The sequence below is a fragment of the Vibrio sp. Vb1337 genome, from assembly GCF_033338715.1.
Classification (GTDB): Bacteria; Pseudomonadota; Gammaproteobacteria; order Enterobacterales; family Vibrionaceae; genus Vibrio; species Vibrio alginolyticus.
In genome coordinates this window covers 1-19,826 of sequence record NZ_JAWOTD010000010.1, presented here as the reverse complement: position 1 = coordinate 19,826, position 19,826 = coordinate 1, and the positions used below count along the sequence as shown (strand labels likewise).

18 protein-coding genes and 1 tRNA gene are annotated in these 19,826 nt (G+C 44.9%); 4 read left to right on the top strand and 15 right to left on the bottom strand.

The window, feature by feature from the left end:
• Positions 1-232 precede the first annotated feature (232 nt).
• Together rimI and R7E42_RS12770 are read right to left on the bottom strand one after the other, a co-directional pair.
• Positions 233-688: a ribosomal protein S18-alanine N-acetyltransferase gene (gene rimI, locus R7E42_RS12775; RefSeq protein WP_158174144.1), complete on the bottom strand. Its 456-nt coding sequence runs from the start codon at positions 686-688 to the stop codon at positions 233-235.
• Between the two features lie 12 nt (positions 689-700).
• Entirely contained in the window at positions 701-1,099 is a 399-nt protein-coding gene (locus R7E42_RS12770; RefSeq protein ID WP_017635885.1) for a DNA polymerase III subunit psi, read from the bottom strand.
• A gap of 159 nt (positions 1,100-1,258) precedes the next feature.
• Between R7E42_RS12770 and R7E42_RS12765 the strand changes: the two genes are divergently transcribed.
• On the top strand, positions 1,259-1,705 hold the full coding sequence (locus R7E42_RS12765; protein ID WP_176311148.1) for a hypothetical protein: 447 nt from the start codon (positions 1,259-1,261) through the stop codon (positions 1,703-1,705).
• A gap of 62 nt (positions 1,706-1,767) precedes the next feature.
• Here R7E42_RS12765 and R7E42_RS12760 read toward each other — a convergent pair whose 3' ends face one another.
• Positions 1,768-2,271 (bottom strand): GNAT family N-acetyltransferase, encoded by a 504-nt coding sequence (locus R7E42_RS12760; protein ID WP_005380119.1) that lies wholly within the window; start codon positions 2,269-2,271, stop codon positions 1,768-1,770.
• Entirely contained in the window at positions 2,255-2,782 is a 528-nt protein-coding gene (locus R7E42_RS12755; protein WP_005394645.1) for a ubiquinone anaerobic biosynthesis accessory factor UbiT, read from the bottom strand. Before R7E42_RS12755 ends, R7E42_RS12760 begins: the two co-directional genes overlap by 17 nt.
• A gap of 363 nt (positions 2,783-3,145) precedes the next feature.
• Here R7E42_RS12755 and R7E42_RS12750 point away from each other — a divergent pair, with 363 nt between their 5' ends.
• From R7E42_RS12750 to R7E42_RS12740, 3 genes are all read left to right on the top strand, one after another.
• Positions 3,146-5,185, top strand: coding sequence for a bifunctional diguanylate cyclase/phosphodiesterase (locus R7E42_RS12750; RefSeq protein ID WP_005380112.1), 2,040 nt, complete (start codon positions 3,146-3,148; stop codon positions 5,183-5,185).
• Between the two features lie 133 nt (positions 5,186-5,318).
• Positions 5,319-6,332 carry a ubiquinone anaerobic biosynthesis protein UbiU gene (locus R7E42_RS12745; protein ID WP_005380110.1) on the top strand — a complete coding sequence of 338 codons (1,014 nt, stop codon included), beginning with the start codon at positions 5,319-5,321 and terminating at the stop codon, positions 6,330-6,332.
• 20 nt (positions 6,333-6,352) lie between these two features.
• Positions 6,353-7,231: a U32 family peptidase gene (locus R7E42_RS12740; RefSeq protein WP_318072755.1), complete on the top strand. Its 879-nt coding sequence runs from the start codon at positions 6,353-6,355 to the stop codon at positions 7,229-7,231.
• Positions 7,232-7,284: 53 nt separating this feature from the next.
• Here R7E42_RS12740 and R7E42_RS12735 read toward each other — a convergent pair whose 3' ends face one another.
• The 11 genes from R7E42_RS12735 to R7E42_RS12685 all read right to left on the bottom strand — a co-directional run bounded on the left by R7E42_RS12735 (position 7,285) and on the right by R7E42_RS12685 (position 19,694).
• Positions 7,285-8,631: an MATE family efflux transporter gene (locus tag R7E42_RS12735; protein ID WP_062730457.1), complete on the bottom strand. Its 1,347-nt coding sequence runs from the start codon at positions 8,629-8,631 to the stop codon at positions 7,285-7,287.
• Positions 8,632-8,755: 124 nt separating this feature from the next.
• Positions 8,756-9,178 carry a MarR family winged helix-turn-helix transcriptional regulator gene (locus R7E42_RS12730; RefSeq protein ID WP_005380103.1) on the bottom strand — a complete coding sequence of 141 codons (423 nt, stop codon included), beginning with the start codon at positions 9,176-9,178 and terminating at the stop codon, positions 8,756-8,758.
• Positions 9,179-9,277: 99 nt separating this feature from the next.
• Positions 9,278-10,198, bottom strand: a complete 921-nt coding sequence (gene nlpI, locus R7E42_RS12725; RefSeq protein WP_318072738.1) for a lipoprotein NlpI — start codon at positions 10,196-10,198, stop codon at positions 9,278-9,280.
• 178 nt (positions 10,199-10,376) lie between these two features.
• Positions 10,377-12,512: a polyribonucleotide nucleotidyltransferase gene (gene pnp, locus R7E42_RS12720; RefSeq protein WP_170890507.1), complete on the bottom strand. Its 2,136-nt coding sequence runs from the start codon at positions 12,510-12,512 to the stop codon at positions 10,377-10,379.
• 292 nt (positions 12,513-12,804) lie between these two features.
• The gene (gene rpsO / locus R7E42_RS12715) at positions 12,805-13,074 is read right to left on the bottom strand and encodes a 30S ribosomal protein S15 (RefSeq protein ID WP_005380094.1); all 270 of its coding nucleotides are present in this window, start codon (positions 13,072-13,074) and stop codon (positions 12,805-12,807) included.
• A 141-nt stretch (positions 13,075-13,215) separates the two neighbouring features.
• Positions 13,216-14,169: a tRNA pseudouridine(55) synthase TruB gene (truB, locus tag R7E42_RS12710; protein ID WP_025768208.1), complete on the bottom strand. Its 954-nt coding sequence runs from the start codon at positions 14,167-14,169 to the stop codon at positions 13,216-13,218.
• A complete protein-coding gene (rbfA, locus tag R7E42_RS12705; protein ID WP_005380087.1) occupies positions 14,169-14,564 on the bottom strand; it encodes a 30S ribosome-binding factor RbfA in 396 nt (131 codons plus the stop codon). The genes truB and rbfA overlap by 1 nt, the downstream gene beginning before the upstream one ends.
• A gap of 114 nt (positions 14,565-14,678) precedes the next feature.
• Positions 14,679-17,390, bottom strand: a complete 2,712-nt coding sequence (gene infB, locus R7E42_RS12700; protein ID WP_005380086.1) for a translation initiation factor IF-2 — start codon at positions 17,388-17,390, stop codon at positions 14,679-14,681.
• A gap of 22 nt (positions 17,391-17,412) precedes the next feature.
• Positions 17,413-18,900 (bottom strand): transcription termination factor NusA, encoded by a 1,488-nt coding sequence (nusA, locus tag R7E42_RS12695; RefSeq protein ID WP_005380084.1) that lies wholly within the window; start codon positions 18,898-18,900, stop codon positions 17,413-17,415.
• Positions 18,901-18,936: 36 nt separating this feature from the next.
• On the bottom strand, positions 18,937-19,392 hold the full coding sequence (gene rimP, locus R7E42_RS12690; protein WP_005386424.1) for a ribosome maturation factor RimP: 456 nt from the start codon (positions 19,390-19,392) through the stop codon (positions 18,937-18,939).
• A 225-nt stretch (positions 19,393-19,617) separates the two neighbouring features.
• Positions 19,618-19,694: transfer RNA gene (locus tag R7E42_RS12685), tRNA-Met, on the bottom strand.
• Positions 19,695-19,826 lie beyond the last annotated feature (132 nt).

Here is a 19,826-nt window from a genome sequence, read left to right as displayed (position 1 = left end):
TATTCGATATTGTGCGGTATTCTCGCTTATTATCGCTGTGCTAGCAAACTGGAAAGACATGAACTGAATTTACTCGGCTCACCAGCCTTTACCTGCAACTAACAAGGGAAAGCTAGCTCCACACAAAGAGATGTAAAAATTCAAAAAATTATTATTACATATTCAAAAGCCTCGAATCCGGATACGCATTTAAAGCATAAGTGTTGATGAGGTAATTAGTAACGGCCTAAAACTAACTCAAAAATAAGTAACTCATGATAATGGCGTCTTCCTTACCATTTCCCGATTTAGCTGGGTAATAGTTGTAACGACGGTCCACTTCATTAAAACCTGCTTGCTCATAAATATGGATAGCTGGGTGATTACTTTCACGCACTTCTAACCAAGCACTCTCTGCTTTGGCTTGTTCACAGTGTTCAATAAACGCGTCCAGCAATTTTTGCCCTAGCCCTCTGCCCTGTTGAGAAGGCGCTACTGCAATATTTAATAGTGTCACTTCTCCAACAATATTCTGTCCATAGAAGTAACCAACCACTTGAGAGCCTTCCAGCATCACATGATGGCAAGCACCGCGACTGGATAAGTCACGAACCAAAGATTCGGCCCAAGGGTGAGAATGTGCTTGCTGCTCGATTTGCCAAACTTGGTCGAGGTGATCTGCACACATCGGCGTAATTTCAATTGTCACGCATTAGCTCCGTTAAGAGTACGAACAGATTTGTTGCCACAATGCGCGGCGCTGTTCGTTATTACCATCAATATCTTGTAATAGTGGCGAGGTCAGGTGCTTTGCCTTGATGCTTTTATCAGCCTCACAGCCTGCAAACCACACCCACTCTAGCTGATGTTCACCCAGCATGGATAAGCGCTCAGGCTCTAGGTGTAGCGCATCATCAAGCGTGAGCTTAATGCTTTTTAATACGCGCTCAAACATCAATGCCGTCTCGTTTTCTGGACATATTGGCGATACCAATAGGAGTTTACATGAACTTTGCAAATCCAATAATGGCGATTGATAGCCTTCCAGTCTTTCAGGGTGTACCAGCTCCCATGTGCTGATCCCCATTTCACGTAAATACTGTTTCTCGTTAATTGACATTTTCCGTCACCTATTTGAACGAGGGCAATCCTATCAAATTATCGCGATTATACCTAAAGGACTTCAAGGAACACCTGAACACAATGAGATGATTTGGATATTCCTTAACATAGCGTTTTGCCAACGGCCACACATTGGGTATGACATATGAGGTACATTATGAAATTCTTAAATACGCTACTGCTTTGCACACTGGTAGCCGCCACCAGCATGAGTGTTTTTGCTAATAACAGCGATGAGTGGGAGCTGATTGCAACGAAAACCGTTAACTTTCATACAGAAACAGATACCGTGACACCAAATAGTCTATTCCGAAACCGAAGCTTCAGTAAAATAAAACTAAAATGTGTGCAAGGAACGGTAGACATTAATGGTTTAAAAGTCGTCATGACAGATGGTAGTGAGAAAAAGCTTTCCTCTATGGGCGTACTAACAAGCGGATTGTCGACTCGTGCCTGGAGCCTTCCAGGTACAAAAGAAGCCAAGCTAAAACAGATTGAAATGACTTACAGTAGCTGGGGAAGCACAAAACTCAGCCTGCTAGGGGTAAGTAAAAAAGCGAAAATAGAGGTCTGGGGCAAAAAGAAAAGTAACCCGTCATCCTAACCTCCCTATCTCAGTTTTCAGTGAATAAGAAAGAAGCCCACTTAGTCGTGGGCTTCTTTCATTTACAGTTCAGAGAACTCTGGCGCATAGTCTATGCGTCCGGAGCGTCCAGCACATTGACCTTCGACCAACTCTGCGACTCGAAATGCACCTTTAGGGACATCCCAAGCACATTCAAAGCCCATCTCGTCGCATGATTGAAAACCCTGGCGCGCGTAATAATCAGGATCGCCCAACACCACACACACTGGGTAGCCAAAATCACGCAGTGAATCGAAACCTTCTTTGATCAACTCTGCAGCGATGCCTTGGCGACGGTAATCTTCATGAACAGCTAATGGCGCTAGCCCTTGCCATGACAAATCTTCACCATTTAAGGTCACAGGGCTAAATAAAGCATGGCCTATCACCTCTCCCTCATCTGTACACGCGACTAAGGAAAGCGTGAATTTGCTGTTTTCGCGCAAACGCATCACAAGCTCAGCTTCAGCTTCCGTCGGGAAGGCGTGTTTCAATAAGCGGTCAATGGTAAGAATGTCCGCTGGGGCTTCAGTTCGAATAAGCATTCGCTACTCCGGTTGGTTGTGCAGGCGCTTGAACTCCTTTCTGAACAAAATCAGCCAATTGATTCAAAGCGACTTGCATTGCTTTCGGTAACTGCTCTAAGTCGACACTGTCCATTAAGTTTTTCACTTCTAAGCCAAGCTCAGTATCACCTTCAATTGAAAGGCGACGTTGGAAGAACAGTGTGTCAGGGTCTTCTTTACGACCAGCAATCAGTACTAGGTCGTTTAGATTACCACTAAAACTCACATCTTCCTGAACTGGTTTTTCAGCTACCACCAATTTTTCGTCTTGATAGCTGATGTACCATGCTAAGTTCAAGTCTTTAATCGCAACTTTTAACCACTTGTCTTCAAGGAACTCAAAGTCACCATCTTCCAAGGCTTCTTTAAACACCATTTTTAGCCCTTCCAGCAACGCTTTTTGCTGAATTGGCTGTGGTAATAACTGGACTGGAGAACGCAAAATATTAGCTGCGTTCTTTACTAGTTGACTGCGAATCTTGTTTAACACGTTCATTATCCGTTACTTTGTCATTAGGTTGCTTATATTAAGCAATCGTGGCGATGAGATTACTGTTATGTATCAATAAAGTGCTTATTTTAGATTGGTGGTTTATTGCTCACTAACGCTTCTTTTTTTGAACTTACGTGTATTATTGATGCGAACAGGTGGATAAACACTTTTACAACCGTATTTTCAAAGTTATAGTTATCTGAGCGTATCCATGTGATTGTCGACTGCACAGCTAAAACCGCGAGCCCTTTAATGGCAAGTAACACTTTGGCTTGGTGGTAGACCGCCGCAGGCTTATCAGGGTGTCGCTTTTTATACACGGACGAATAATCTGGCTCATTGGAGATCGGTAATACCCTAATGCCTTCCCAGCAATTAAAACATTGGTTTGCCACGCTAACCTCAAATAGCCCTTTCTTCTTTGCCATTCTTGATAAAAAACACAATTATCGAATGGTAAGTGACCGTTACTGCGATATCGCAGGTTTAAGTCATGAGGAAATCGTCGGCTTAAACGATTGCCAAGTGCTGGGTGAACAGTTTTATAAGAAGCTTGCACCATACTATCAGCGCGCGTTCAAAGGGGCACATGTCGAAGCCGAAATCACGCTCGATGAAACCGACCTTGAAACCAGTCTTCACTTTAGTCTTTCGCCAGTTTTTGAAGGTAACGACATTCGCTTTGTTGTTTTTCACGCTGTCGATACTTCAGAAAAGCAGATACTCGTTCGCTCCTTAGAAGAGTCCGAAAGTAAGTTTGCGAAGTTAACACAACTGCTACCAGACGGCTTACTGCTTATCGAGGATGATATTGTCATCTCTGCGAACCCCGCATCAGCGCGCCTTCTCGGACTTAACTCTCCTCATGAATTGTTGGGCGAAGAGCTAAGTCGTTTATTCATCGATGAAAACAGTAAAAAGGTATTTAGTCATCGATTGAGTACATTAATTTCTGACAAACCTTTTGTCTGCTTAACCAGCGCAAGATGCGGCTTTGAACGGAAAGTTCAGCTACACGCGGATTCCACGGCGATATTAGGTAGCGAATCTCAAATTATCCTAATCCAAGATGCTGATGATGCGCCCAAAAACCTGTCTTCTGCATCGAATGAAGACATACACATTGACTCGCTCACCAAACTCTACAACCGCTTTGGCTTCACCAAACGTTTGGAACAGCTGATCAAAAAGCAAACACCGCTTCTGGTGTTCTATTTGGATATCGATAACTTCAAAAACATTAATGACTCACTTGGTCACCATATTGGCGATAAAGTGATTCAAGAGGTATCGGCCCGTCTTAAACGGTTACTACCAAACCAAGCGATTATTGGTCATTTGGGTGGCGATGAGTTTGGCGTCATTCTGCCGGAGCCAGAAAATACCCGCATGGCTGAAATTTTGTCCGATCGCATTATCTCGTTGATCAACCAACCTTTCGACTTGCACCACTTCAGCAAACGCCTTGCCTGTTCAATTGGTAGCGTTCGATACCCTGAAGACGGACAAGATGCGCGAATCCTACTACAAAATGCCGATACTGCGATGTATGAAGCCAAAGATCGTGGTAGAAATCGTCTGATCAAATTTAACGATCAAATGAACAAAGAAGCGCGTATGCGTTTGTGGCTTGAAATCGAACTGCAAAAAGCATTGCAGCAGAACGGTTTGGAAGTGTGGTATCAACCTAAGGTTAACGCGCGAGACTTCAGTATCAACGGCGCAGAAGCGCTCGTTCGTTGGAAGCATCCAGTCGAAGGGTACATTAGTCCTGGCTCATTCATTCCTGTCGCCGAGCGCGCTGGGTTAATCGAACACCTTGGACGTGTCGTGATGCGTGATGTTTTCAATACGGTAAAACGTTGGAAGCAACAGGGCATACTGCCAGGCCGTGTCGCCATCAACCTCTCTCCCGAGCAATTTGGCAACCCACAGCTGATCGACTTTATGGAAAAGTTGCTTCGCACTACCGAGCTTGATCCAAGCTGCATTACCTTCGAGCTAACCGAAAGTGCCGTGATGAGTGATAGCGAACATACACTGCAAATGTTGAATGCGATTAAAAAGCTTGGCTTCGCTCTCTCTATCGATGACTTTGGTACCGGCTACTCTTCTCTTTCCTACTTAGCGCGTTTCCCTATTGACGAGCTAAAAATCGACCGCGCTTTTATTAATGATATCGACACACTACCGAAACAAGTCACTGTGATTGAAAACATCATTAATCTGGGTAAGTCGCTCGACTTAACTGTCGTTGCCGAGGGGGTGGAAACCCACCAGCAAGCTACTTTGCTCTCTAACCTTCAATGTAATGCGATTCAAGGATTCCATTTTTATCGCCCACAGCCAAAACACGAAATTGAAGAGCTGTTTGTACAGAATCGTCGTCACAAGAACTAACCCCGACCCGATACCCTTACTCGCAAGGGGTAAATATCGACTTTATTGAGCTAAACCTAACTTAGGTCAATTTCGCTATTCATAATTCTTCATAAAATGCGGACACCTTTTTATTCTCAATGATTGTGAGCATATGGAACTCTTGTGTCCCGCGGGTAACCTGCCTGCGTTAAAAACTGCGATTGATTGCGGTGCCGATGCCGTCTACATTGGTTTCAAAGATGATACCAACGCCCGTCACTTTGCTGGCCTCAACTTTAACGGCAAAAAGTTAGAAAAAGCGGTGCAATACGTTCATGACCGCAATAAAAAAATTCATGTCGCGTTGAATACCTTCGCTCATCCCAATGGCTTCGAGCGCTGGACGAACGCAGTAGACAATGCAGCGGCACTGGGTGTAGACGCGCTGATTGTTGCAGACATTGCAGTGCTGGAGTACGCGGCTCGCAAATATCCCGATCTGGAACTACACCTTTCAGTGCAAGCATCAGCGACCAACGTCGCAGCCATTGATTTTTACAAACAAAACTTCAACGTAAAACGGGTAGTGCTACCCCGCGTTTTATCGATTCATCAGGTCAAACAGCTCTCACGCAACATCACTAGCGATGTCGAGTTAGAAGTCTTTGCTTTTGGTAGCCTTTGCATCATGTCTGAAGGTCGCTGCTACCTATCGTCATACATGACAGGCGAGTCTCCAAACACTGTGGGAGCATGCTCTCCAGCTAAGTACGTTCGCTGGCAAGAAACAGAAAATGGTCTGGAATCCCGCCTTAACGACATTTTGATCGATCGCTACAGCACCGGTGAAAATGCGGGCTACCCTACCTTGTGTAAAGGTCGTTTCGAAGCAGAAATCGAAGGCGAGAAAAAACGCTACCACGCACTGGAAGAACCAACCAGTTTGAACACCCTCTCTATGCTGCCAGAACTATTTGCTGCAAATGTGGCTTCTGTAAAAATTGAAGGTCGCCAACGTAGCCCTGCTTACGTAGAACAAGTCACTCGAACATGGCGAGCCGCGATTGACCGTTACCAAGCAAACCCAGAAGCTTACCAAGTCGAAGCGGCTTGGGATGCCGCATTGGCAAACGTGTCTGAAGGTACGCAGACCACACTTGGTGCTTATCACCGCAAATGGCAGTAGAGGTTAAGATGGATAATTCAATGAAATACGCGCTTGGCCCGCTGTTGTACTTCTGGCCAAAACAAGACATCGAAGCGTTTTATGAACAAGCGAAATCAAGCTCCGCGGACATCATCTATCTTGGGGAAACCGTATGTTCAAAACGTCGAGAAATGAAGCCTTCGCATTGGCTTGAAATCGCAAAAGAGCTGTCTGCATCTGGCAAGCAAGTGGTGCTATCAACAATGGCACTACTAGAAGCTCCGAGTGAAGTAAACATAATGAGGAAGTACATCGACAACGGTGACTTCGCGATTGAAGCAAATGACGTATCTGCTGTTCAATTGGCATCAGAGCATAAAGTGCCTTTCGTCGTTGGCCCTGCAATCAATACTTATAACGCACACACGCTCAACTTATTTTTGAAGCAAGGTATGATGCGTTGGTGCATGCCTGTCGAACTCTCTCGCGAATGGTTAAACGATACTTTAGTTCAGTGTCACGAGCTTGGTATTCGTAACAAGTTTGAAGTTGAGGTATTTAGCCACGGTTATTTGCCTTTAGCGTATTCCGCTCGCTGTTTCACAGCCCGAGCTGAAAACCTAGCGAAAGACGATTGCGAAACCTGCTGTATCAAATACCCTACGGGTATCCAGGTCAGCAGCCAAGAAGGACAAGAAGTCTTTAACCTTAACGGCATTCAAACGCAATCAGGGTATTGTTATAACCTGATCAATGACTTACCAAGTATGCAAGGCCTGGTTGATGTGGTCCGATTAAGCCCTCTCGGTGTGAGTACACTTTCTGAGTTAGAGCATTTTCGCTCAAACGAGCACGGCGACAACCCTGAAAAACTTGAAAGCCGCCAATGCAATGGCTATTGGCATCAGCTAGCTGGCTTAGAAGTAAAAAACATTTAGCTCCCCAAAAAAGAAAAGCGAGGCCCAACCTCGCTTTTCTCTATCAGCCATTGTTAACAGGCTTGCACTGTTGGCTCAGCCGAAGTTTCATTAAGCAGCTTTTTCACATCTCGCCACAACATACTGATCACGACCAAACTCAATGCAATGTTAGACAATGGGAAAGCTAACCAAATGCCTGTCACGCCGAAAAGTTTCGGCATAATGAATAAGAATGGCAACTGGACCAGCATGTTGCCTAGTGTTACAAACATAGCTTTGCTGCCTTTGTTTACTGATTGATAGTACGCGGCCGCCACAACTAAAAAACCATCTAAGAACAACGCAAACATGTGTAAACGAATCCCGATCACAGTGCTATCAATCAACTGTTGGTCAGCATTATTAAACACCGCAACCAGTTCGTACGGGAAAAGGTTCATCAAAACAACGAACGCCACCCCACCAAGCACAGATGTCCCCATCGCGACCTTTAATAACTTTCTGATGTTCTCCTGATTACGTGCACCGTGGTTGAAGCTCACTAAAGGCTGCATACCATTCGCAATTCCTTCGGCTATCAGATAGTAAACCGTCACGATGTACCCCAAAATGGCGTACGCTCCGATCAACATTGCACTTCCGTATTGAGCAAATAACGCGTTGTGCAGTGCCACCATCACAGAGCCGTAGGCGTACATAAAGAAACTTGATGTACCTATCATGATAATCTTTGGTGCAGCATCAACCTGAACTTTGAAGTCGCGGATACGAAGGCGTAATGTTGCTTTTGAAGTAAAGAAGTAACCAATACCGAGCACAGTGACCACTAATTGTGCAAGTGCAGTGGCAATAGCGGCTCCGGTTAACTCCCACTCCAACCAAGCAATAAATACGTAGTCTAATACGATGTTAATAACGGCACCGATGACCATCAAAATCGTTGCTAAGTTCGGGCTGTCGTCATTGCGTAACAGAAACGGAACTGCGATAGAACCCAACGTGAATACGCACGCGACAATCAGAATATGCAAATATTGCAGCGCAAGTTCAAACACTCGCCCTTCCGCACCTTGCCAGCGAATAAATTCATCCGAAAACAAGAACAATATTGTAGCAACGACCGGCATCAATGCCGCTAACAACGTCAATCCGGTCGTTAGGATTCGCTTAGCGCCTTCATGATCGTTCTCTCCTTGCTTGATCGAAGTCAGCGCGCCAGTCCCCACCCCAATCATCATTCCTATACCGAGGATCGAACCGATAATAGGCCACGCAACATTGATCCCAGCTAATCCGTCAGCGCCAACATAACGGCCAATAAAAATGCCATCAACTATTTGATACAAACCGTTTACGAGCATTGCTGCGACGGTTGGAATCGTATATTTCCAAAACTGTCTATAAATTGAGTTTTGCATGACTATCACCAGTAGTTAGCAAAGCTAACCATTTAATTAGCAAGACTAACTAAATGGTTAAATTAAATAAAAGAAAGATGAAACAACAAAAACTAAACCATACAGCTGAGGCCTTTGCTTTAGTTTAAAATGACTTATTACTCAATGCTTTATTCAATAAAGCTTGTAACTGTTCAGCTTCTTGCTGATTTAATTGTTGCATCATTTGGTCAGAGATATCTTTGTACACTACCTGCTCCAAAGACATTTTTTCTGCGACTTCTTCCGTAAGCAACACACGCTTAGCACGAGCATCCTCATTACATGCGATGCGTTTCACCAAACCCTTTTTTTCCAAACGCACAACCATTGTCGATGCGGAAGGCTTAGTCACTTGCAGCTCTTCTGCAAGATCGGTTATTCGCACACCCTCAGGGTAAACCTGAATCACACGTAAATAATCGAACTCATTAAAGCTTAGATGTGATAATGGATCTTCTTTGGCATAGACACGCCAAGCTTTGGCGCAAAAACGCTCTAAATCAATCAAGCTTTCTTCTAATGCCATAAAAGCCACCACCACTTAGTTAGCAAGACTAACTATTTTAAATGAGTCACTCATCAAGTTCAATCATAAAAAAAGCCGCTCTCATCGAGCGGCTCTAAATCATTCAATTTCCAGCTTCTTGGCAGCCTTTAACTTGGCCAATCTATCTTGCTGTAATTGATCGTAAATTTGCGCCAACTCCAAGAAAGAATAGCGATGCTCAACATAATCGTAAACGTTGAACGAAATCGCGAGCTTATAAAGTGAGATGGCACTTGCGATATCACCTTCAAGCTGATTACGCTTTCCAAGGTAGAAATACGTTTCCGTCAATCGTTCAGCTAGGCGATAGTTCTCTCTCGTTCCATCCATAATTGCTTTAAGCGCGTCTTCGTCCGAGACGTCTCGTAGCATGATGGCAACAAGAACCCATCCCCACTCTTCACTACGATCTCGTAAATAACGCTGTTGAAGATTGGCTTTTGCTTGATCTGGATTTTGCTCAGCTTCGATGATGTACAGCCATAATGAACGAAAAGGATCCGTTGGCATTTCTTGATAATGCTTGGTCATATCTTCTAAAGCGAGATCGATTCGGCCACCATAATACAGTGCAATCGCACGGTTGCGCTCAGCATAGGTATTATCAGGAGCCAACTCTATGGTCGAGTCAAACGCTTCATATGCCGCATCAAACTCTCCTACTTGGGTAAAGTATACTCCCAAAAGATTGAAGATGTCCGGCTGAGCAGGATTCAACTGCAAAGACTGGTTAAAGTCCAAACGGGCAAGATCACGCAAACCAACGCTGTCGTAGTAGCTACCGCGCTCATAATGCATTTTAGCGCGCACTTCATCACTAAGGTCGGGACGTTGTAGCAACTGCGAGAGACGCGCGATTTGTACTTCTTGTTGAACACTAGGCTGAAGTGGCACCGCCATCGGTGGATATAACCACTTTTGTGCTGATTGTTGAGAAGTATTTGCACAACCGGTCAGCGCGATAGCAACACATAAAATTGCGGTTTGAAACCATTTCACTAATTGATACTCCTGTTTGGACCGCTCAAGATTTGTTTCTCTTAATGCAATATAGGCGGTAACCTCGTTTGAGGTTAATACATCGAAACAAACCAAAAAAGGGGAGCGAAAATGCTCCCCTTTTATAACATGCTTTCAGGCCCTTAATCTAATAAAAGGCGGAAAGTCTCATTTTGTCTTACTCGTCTTTAGCAGTTGGTGCTTCAGCAGCAGCTTCTTCAGCTGGCTTTTCTACCGCTTCTTTCATGCTTAGACGTACACGGCCTTGGCGGTCGATTTCAAGAACTTTAACTTGAACTTCTTGACCTTCAGCTAGGTAGTCAGACACTTTTTCTACGCGTTTTTCTGCGATTTGAGAAATGTGTACAAGACCATCTTTGCCTGGAAGAACCGTTACGAATGCACCGAAGTCTGCTAGACGTGCAACTTTACCTGTGTAGATACGGCCCACTTCAACTTCAGCAGTGATCTCTTCGATACGGCGGATAGCTTCTTTCGCAGCAGTGCCTTCAGTTGCCGCAATCTTGATAGTACCGTCGTCTTCGATTTCGATAGTTGTACCAGTCTCTTCAGTTAGAGCACGGATAACTGCACCACCTTTACCGATAACGTCTTTGATCTTCTCAGCGCTGATCTTCATCGTGTGAATACGCGGAGCAAATTCAGAGATGTCTTCACGAGCACCAGAGATTGCTTCATCCATTACAGATAGGATGTGCTTACGTGCGCCTTGAGCTTGGTTAAGCGCAATTTGCATGATTTCTTTGGTGATGCCTTCGATCTTGATGTCCATTTGAAGTGCAGTGATACCAGTGTTAGTACCTGCTACTTTAAAGTCCATGTCACCTAGGTGGTCTTCATCGCCAAGGATGTCAGAAAGAACAACGAAATCGTCACCTTCTTTAACAAGACCCATTGCGATACCAGCAACAGATGCTTTGATTGGTACACCTGCGTCCATAAGCGCAAGAGAAGTACCACATACTGAAGCCATTGAAGATGAACCGTTAGATTCAGTGATTTCCGATACAACACGTACTGTGTATGGGAACTCATCAACAGAAGGCATTACTGCAGCAATACCACGCTTTGCCAGTTTACCGTGGCCGATTTCACGACGCTTAGGAGAACCTACAAAACCAGTTTCACCTACACAGTATGGAGGGAAGTTGTAGTGCAGTAGGAAGTGATCTTTACGCTCACCAGTTAGCTCATCGATGATTTGAGCATCACGCTGAGTACCTAGCGTTGCAGTAACGATCGCCTGAGTTTCACCTCGAGTGAATAGCGCGCTACCGTGAGTACGAGGAAGAACACCAGTACGTACATCTAGTGCACGAACCATGTCTTTTTCACGGCCATCGATACGAGGGTTACCTGCAATAATACGGCTACGTACTACTGTCTTCTCTAGATCATGGAAGATAGTGTGGATTTCTTTTGTATCTGCTTCAGGATCTTCAGCAAGAAGAACTTCATTTACTTCCGCAGCGATCTCATGGATGCGGTCGTAACGAGCCATTTTCTCAGTAATTTGGTAAGCTTCAACAAGTTTAGCTTCTGCTAGATCAGCAATCTTATTTTTAAGCGCTGTGTTCTCTTCAGGAGCAACCCAATCCCAAGCAGGAGTTGCAACTTCTGCTTTGAATTCGTTGATAGCTTGAATAGCAACTTGTTGTTGGTCATGACCATAAACAACCGCCGCTAGCATTTCTTCTTCAGTTAGGTTGTCCGCTTCTGACTCAACCATCAGTACTGCTGACTCTGTACCTGCAACAACAAGGTCAAGCTTAGAAGTTTCTAGTTCAGTTTGGCTAGGGTTAAGTACAAGCTGACCATCGATATGACCAACACGCGCCGCACCGATAGGGCCGTTGAATGGAATGCCAGAGATAGCAAGAGCAGCAGAAGTACCGATCATTGTAACGATATCTGGCTGAACATCTGGGTTTACAGACATTACTGTCGCGATAACCTGAACTTCGTTTTTAAACGCGTCTGGGAATAGCGGACGGATTGGACGGTCGATTAGACGAGCTGTTAGCGTTTCGCCTTCAGAAGGACGACCTTCACGTTTGAAGAAGCCGCCTGGGATTTTACCCGCAGCGTAAGTACGCTCTTGGTAGTTAACCGTTAGTGGGAAGAAGTCTTGACCTGCAACGGCTTCTTTTTTACCTACAACAGATACGAATACAGACGTATCATCCATTGTGACCATAACTGCTGCTGTAGCTTGACGTGCAATAACGCCAGTTTCTAAAGTAACTGTGTGGTTACCGTACTGGAACGTTTTAACAACTGGTTTTTCGAACATTGTTATTCCTTGTTTCTAATCTTCCTTTAGTGCTTAAAGAAATCTTAGATGTGTTAATTGACACTCAAGGCATTACGAATCGCGACTAGTAAAAAGAAACTCGGAAATTCCTTTTGAATAGTCGCGACCTTTTGGTCGACGTGGTTGACTGTAATGCTATGAGCTTTTGAGAAAACCTCTTACAAGGTTTAGCCGCCAGTATTATAACGGCATAAGTCTAATTTGGCTAAATTTAGGCAACAAAAAAGGGGCATAAAGCCCCTTTTTAGACAAACTGCTATGCAGTCGCTGATTAGCGACGTAGGCCTAGACGTTTGATTAGGTCTTGGTAGCGAGCTAGGTTTTTACCTTTTAGGTAATCTAGAAGCTTACGACGACGAGAAACCATGCGTAGAAGACCACGACGGCTGTGGTGATCGCCTTTGTGCGCTTTGAAGTGACCTTGTAGGTGGTTGATAGAAGCTGTAAGTAGAGCTACTTGAACTTCTGGTGAACCAGTGTCGCCTTCGCCTTGTGCGTATTCTGCAACGATTGCTGCTTTAGTTTCTGCATTCAGAGACATAATTCTCTCCTAATAAGAGTAGGTTTAAAGTTGTAGCAGCCAATCTCTGATTCAGCCGCTACGCGAAGCGCGGATTATAGGGAAATTTCCTATCTCGTGCAATATAAAAATACCGACACTCAGGTCGGTATTTTCAATCATTTACTTGGATGCAACGTCATCTCGGAACACGACCAATCGCTTAGGAGCGATTTTGCCATCTTCGTTCATTTCGCCAACGCCAATAAATAAGCGTTCTTCACCCATAGTAAGGCGAAGTGAGCCCTCTGTCGGAGCACCAAATACTTGAACGGGCTGCCCATGTTGGACCATATCCGCCAGTTCAGGCACCAAGTTGACTTCTGGTAAGTCTTCTACCGCTGTATCCATTGGCAAAAGTAGCGGGTCCAGTAGTTCTCGAGGCGCTCGTTCCTCGCGGTGAGCTTGCTCTAGCAACTCATTTAGTTGCTCAAGTGTTACCATATTCTCGTAAGGGTATTTAGCAACACCAGTACGACGAAGCATAGTTACGTGCGCACCACAACCTAACATTTCGCCCAGATCATCAACGATAGTACGAATATAGGTACCTTTAGAGCAGTGCACTTCCATCTCTACTTCATCGCCTTCAAAACGGTGAAGAACAATCTCATATACCGTGATCTTACGAGATTCGCGCGGAACTTCGATGCCTTTACGAGCGTATTCATACAAGGGTTTCCCTTGATATTTCAACGCTGAAAACATGGAAGGTACTTGATCAGATTCGCCACGGAACTGATCGATGCACGCTTTTAGTTTGTCTAACGTAACATCGACTGGACGCGTCTCTACAACTTCACCATCCGAGTCAGACGTATTAGTACGTTCACCCAGCTTTGCGATCACGCGGTAGCGTTTATCAGAATCAAGAAGAAACTGAGAAAATTTTGTCGCTTCACCCAAGCAAATTGGCAGCATGCCTGTCGCTAATGGGTCCAAGGCTCCAGTGTGGCCTGCTTTCTCGGCAAAGTAGATTCGCTTTACTTTTTGCAGTGCATCATTGGAAGAGATACCTGTTGGTTTGTCCAACAGTATAACGCCATTAATTGGACGACCTTTACGACGACGAGCCATTATTCTTCGTCCTCACGACCAGAATCTTTTTGCTTTTGTTTGTCTGAACTAACGACTTCAGACACTAGGTTAGACATACGCATACCTTCAACAAGCGTATTGTCATAGTGGAAGCGGATTTCTGGCGTTAAACGTAGACGAATACGCTTACCTAACATCATGCGAATGTGCACTTCGTGCTCACGTAGCGCTGCTAGACATGATTCAGGTGTTTGCTCACCCACACATAGGAAGGTCACAAATACTTTTGCGTAAGCTAGGTCACGAGAGACTTCTACGTCTGAGATCGTCACCATGCCAAGGCGAGAGTCACGAACTTCACGTTGAAGGATCATCGCTAGTTCTTTTTGCAGCTGCTGTGCAACGCGCTGCGTGCGGCTAAATTCTTTTGACATATCTTTACTCTTATATAGAAAGAATGGGGGGTTGGTCAAAGCCAGCCCCCCATGGTGTATTCAACAACCAATTACTACTTATCTTTCAAAGACAATATTAGTAATTTTAGTCAATTAGTCTAGAGTACGTTTAATTTCAACGATTTCGAAGACTTCGATTTGGTCACCAACGCGAACATCATTGTAGTTCTTAACGCCGATACCACATTCGTAGCCATTCTTAACTTCTTGAACGTCATCTTTGAAACGACGCAGTGACTCTAGTTCACCTTCGTAAATAACAACGTTATCACGTAGTACACGGATTGGGTTGTTACGCTTGATCACACCTTCTGTAACCATACAACCAGCGATAGCGCCCAGTTTCGGTGACTTAAACACGTCACGAACTTCAGCAAGACCAATGATCTCTTGCTTGAATTCTGGAGCAAGCATACCGCCCATTGCTTGTTTCACTTCGTCAATCAATTGGTAAATGATTGAGTAGTAACGTAAGTCAACAGCTGCGGCTTCAACAGCACGGCGAGCAGAAGCATCTGCACGAACGTTAAAGCCAAGGATGATTGCGTTTGAAGCTTCCGCTAGTACTACGTCAGTTTCCGTAATACCACCAACACCAGAACCAACGATGTTCACTTTAACTTCGTCAGTAGATAGCTTAACTAGTGAGTCTGCGATTGCTTCTACAGAACCTTGAACGTCTGCTTTAAGTACAACGTTAAGTTCAGCAACTTCACCAGCAGTCATGTTAGAGAACATGTTCTCTAGTTTAGATTTCTGCTGACGAGCAAGTTTCACTTCACGGAACTTACCAGCACGGTAGTTAGCTACTTCACGCGCTTTACGCTCGTCACGAACTACTGTTGCTTCATCACCTGAAGATGGTACACCTGAAAGACCTAGGATCTCTACAGGGATAGATGGGCCAGCCGAAGTAATTTCTTTACCTAGCTCATCACGCATTGCACGAACGCGTCCGTATTCTTGACCACAAAGAACGATGTCGCCTTTGTTTAGTGTACCTGATTGAACAAGTACTGTTGCAACTGGACCACGACCTTTATCTAGGCGAGATTCAACAACAACACCAGATGCCATGCCTTCAGCTACAGCTGTAAGTTCAAGAACCTCAGACTGAAGAAGGATTGCTTCTAGAAGACCATCGATGTTTGTACCCTGTTTAGCAGAGATGTGAACGAACATGTTCTCACCGCCCCACTCTTCAGGAATAACGTCGTATTGAGCAAGCTCGTTCTTAACGTTATCTGGGTTCGCGTCTTCTTTATCGATCTTGTTCACAGCAACAATTAGAGGAACGCCTGCCGCTTTCGCGTGCTGAATCGCTTCTACTGTTTGTGGCATTACGCCATCGTCTGCTGCAACTACAAGAACAACGATATCTGTCGCTTGAGCACCACGAGCACGCATTGCAGTAAACGCTGCGTGTCCAGGAGTATCAAGGAACGTGATCATGCCGTTGTCTGTTTCAACGTGGTACGCACCAATGTGCTGAGTAATACCACCCGCTTCGCCAGAAGCAACGTGTGTGCGACGGATGTAGTCAAGTGTTGACGTTTTACCGTGGTCAACGTGACCCATGATAGTAACAACTGGAGCACGTGGAACTGCTTCCGCGTTAGTGTCACGGTCAGATAGTACCGCTTCTTCCAGTTCGTTCTCTTTACGAAGAACTACTTTATGGCCCATTTCTTCAGCAACAAGTTGTGCTGTTTCTTGGTCGATCACTTGGTTGATAGTCGCCATAGCGCCCATCTTCATCATTACTTTGATAACTTCTGTCGCTTTAACCGACATCTTGTTAGCAAGTTCTGATAGAACGATCGTTTCGCCAATTACAACGTCTTGCTTAGCAACCGTTGCTGACTTATCAAACCCGTGCTGCATTGAAGTCGGCTTAGCAAGTTTGCCCTTACGACCTCTACCGCCACGTTGGTTGTTACGGCCACCGCGAGCTTGGTCGTCTTTACCCGAAGCTGCTTTTTTCTTCTTACGACGACCGCCTTCTACTTTGCGATCTGCTTCATCTTCGGCTTCACGTGCGTATTGTGAAGTCGTTACATGGTAATCTGTATCTTCCATATCACCCTTTTTCTCTTCTGCAGCAGACCAACGCTCTTTATTCTTTTCAGCCAATTCGCGAGCTTCTTCAAGCTTGCGCTGACTTTCCTCTTCAGCCTTACGCTTAGCTTCTTCTTCCTGACGACGTTTAAGCTCGTCGGCCTCTTTTCGCGCTGCTTCTTGCTTAATTTTCTCTTCAGCATCACGCTTTGCTTTTTCTTCAGCATTACGTTGTGCATTCGTATCTACGTCTCGCTTCGCTTTTTCTTCAGCTTCACGTTTCGCTTTTTCTTCCGCTTCACGTTTTGCAGCTTCTTCAGCTTCACGTTTCGCAGCTTCTTCAGCTTCACGTTTTGCAGCTTCTTCTGCTGCACGTTTTGCTGCTTCTTCTGCTTCACGTTGTGCTGCTTCTTCAGCTTCACGTTTCGCTTCATCTTCAATTGTGCTGCGCTTCACGTATGTACGTTTTTTGCGCACCTCAACCTGAACATTCTTACTCTTACCACCACCCGCGTTCACACTAAGTGTACTACGAGTTTTACGCTGAAGCGTAAGGCGAGTCGGCTCTGAATCACCTGATTTATCACCGTGTTCTTTCTTTAAATGAGAGAGAAGCTTCTGCTTCTCTTCATCAGTAACATTGTCAGAGCTCGCCTTTTTAATGCCAGCGTCAGCAAGTTGTTCAATCAAGCGGTCGACTGGCGTACCAATCTCATCACTCAGTGCTTTAACTGTTAATTGTGTCATGCCGCTTCCTCCTTGCCGAAAATTATGCTTCTTCGCCGAACCAACAGATGTTACGTGCGGCCATAATTAGCTCACCTGCACGTTCTTCGGTCAGGCCTTCGATACCTTCTAAATCGTCAATACCTTGGTCAGCAAGATCTTCCAGTGTCGCTACACCTTTCGCTGCCAATTTAAATGCCATCTCACGCTCAAGACCTTCAAGTGCAAGTAGGTCCTCAGCTGGTTCTAGACCTTCAAAAGACTCTTCTTGTGCTAGTGCGATCGTCGTTAGTGCATCTTTTGCACGTCCACGAAGCTCTTCGATTAGTTCTTCATTCAAACCATCGATTTCTAGTAGCTCGTTAACTGGCACGTATGCGATTTCTTCTAGCGTTGAGAAACCTTCTTCAACAAGAAGTTGAGCGAAGTCTTCTTCAATATCTAGGTACTTCATGAAGTTTTCAATAGATGCTTGTGATTCTTCAGCGTGTTTCTTCTGAAGATCAGCAACTGTCATAACATTCAGTTCCCAACCGGTTAGTTGAGATGCTAGACGCACGTTTTGACCGTTACGACCAATAGCTTGCGCTAGGTTGTCAGCTTCAACTGCGATGTCCATTGAGTGTGCATCCTCATCAACGATGATAGAAGCAACATCAGCTGGCGCCATTGCGTTGATAACGAATTGAGCTGGGTTATCATCCCAAAGCACAATATCGATACGCTCACCACCAAGTTCGCCAGAAACAGCTTGTACACGTGCACCACGCATACCAACACACGCACCTACAGGGTCGATACGTTTGTCATTTGTTTTGACAGCGATCTTAGCGCGAGAACCAGGATCACGTGCCGCGCCTTTCAGCTCGATAATATCTTCTGCGATTTCAGGCACTTCAACACGGAACAGTTCTGCCAACATTTCTGGCTTAGAACGAGTGATGAACAATTGGAAACCACGTGCTTCAGGCGCGACTTTGTAAAGAAGGCCACGTACGCGGTCGCCTGGACGGAAGTTTTCACGAGGAAGTTGGTCATCACGCAGGATTACCGCTTCAGCGTTATTACCAAGATCAAGCACGATTGTGTCACGGTTTACTTTTTTCACGACACCAGTGATTAGATCACCTTCATTGTCGATGAACTGTTCAACGATTTGTGCGCGCTCAGCTTCACGAACTTTTTGTACGATAACTTGCTTAGCAGTTTGAGTCGTAATACGGTCAAACGTTACTGATTCGATTTCGTCTTCTACGTAGTCGCCAAGCTCGATTGAGTCATCTTCGTATTGCGCTGCTTCTAGTGAGATCTCTTTTGTAGGGTTCTCAACGTCATCAACAACTAACCAACGGCGGTAAGTTACAAACTCACCGGTTTTACGGTCAATGGCAACACGTACGTCGATTTCGATTTCGTATTTTTTCTTTGTAGAAGTTGCTAGAGCAATCTCAAGAGCCTCAAAGATACGCTCACGAGGTACCGCTTTTTCGTTCGATACCGCTTCTGCTACCGCTAAAATTTCTTTACTCATTGTATTTAGCCTCTAAGCTTAAACTTTTTTAGGGAACTAAAATTTAGGGATCAGGTTAGCTTTGGAAATGTTACTTAGAGCAAACTCTTCTTGCTGACCGTCTACAGTAATTGTCACTGTTTCGCCATCAACACCGTGGATAATACCTTTCCACTTACGACGGTTTGCTACAGCCATTTTCAATACGATGCTGACCTCGTGACCAATAAATTGCTCGTAATGTGCTGCTTTAAAAAGTGGTCTTTCTAAACCTGGAGAAGACACTTCTAGGCTGTAAGCAACAGAAATTGGATCTTCAACGTCTAAAACTGCACTAACTTGGTGGCTAACTTCTGCACAGTCGTCTACGTTAATACCATTTTCATGGTCAATGTAGATACGTAACGTTGAGTGCGCGCCTGCACGAATGAATTCTAATCCAACTAACTCATAACCTGATGCCGCTACTGGCGCGTCAAGCATTTCAGTAAGTTGTCTTTCTAAACCAGTCATTTAACCACTCCAGAAACAAAAAAAGGGCTCAGAGCCCAATCAAAAAACCAAGCAGTATCTGAGCTATTTCAAAAAGCTCAGATAACAAAAAACCCCGATAGTCGGGGTTTTATGCTGCTGGACCCTGATACGTTAAGAATAGCCAACAATTGCTTTTCTTAACTCGCAGTGTGGTTAGCACTACGCAAACTTGCCAATCTACGATTTCCTTTTAAAGAAAGAGATTGGTTGCGGGGGCCGGATTTGAACCGACGACCTTCGGGTTATGAGCCCGACGAGCTACCAAGCTGCTCCACCCCGCGTCCGACTTGCTGAGCATTATACTCGCAAACAAGTGATTTACAAGTTTGTAAATACATGGTGCCGAGAGAGGGACTCGAACCCTCACACCTAAGGCACTAGCACCTCATGCTAGCGTGTCTACCAATTTCACC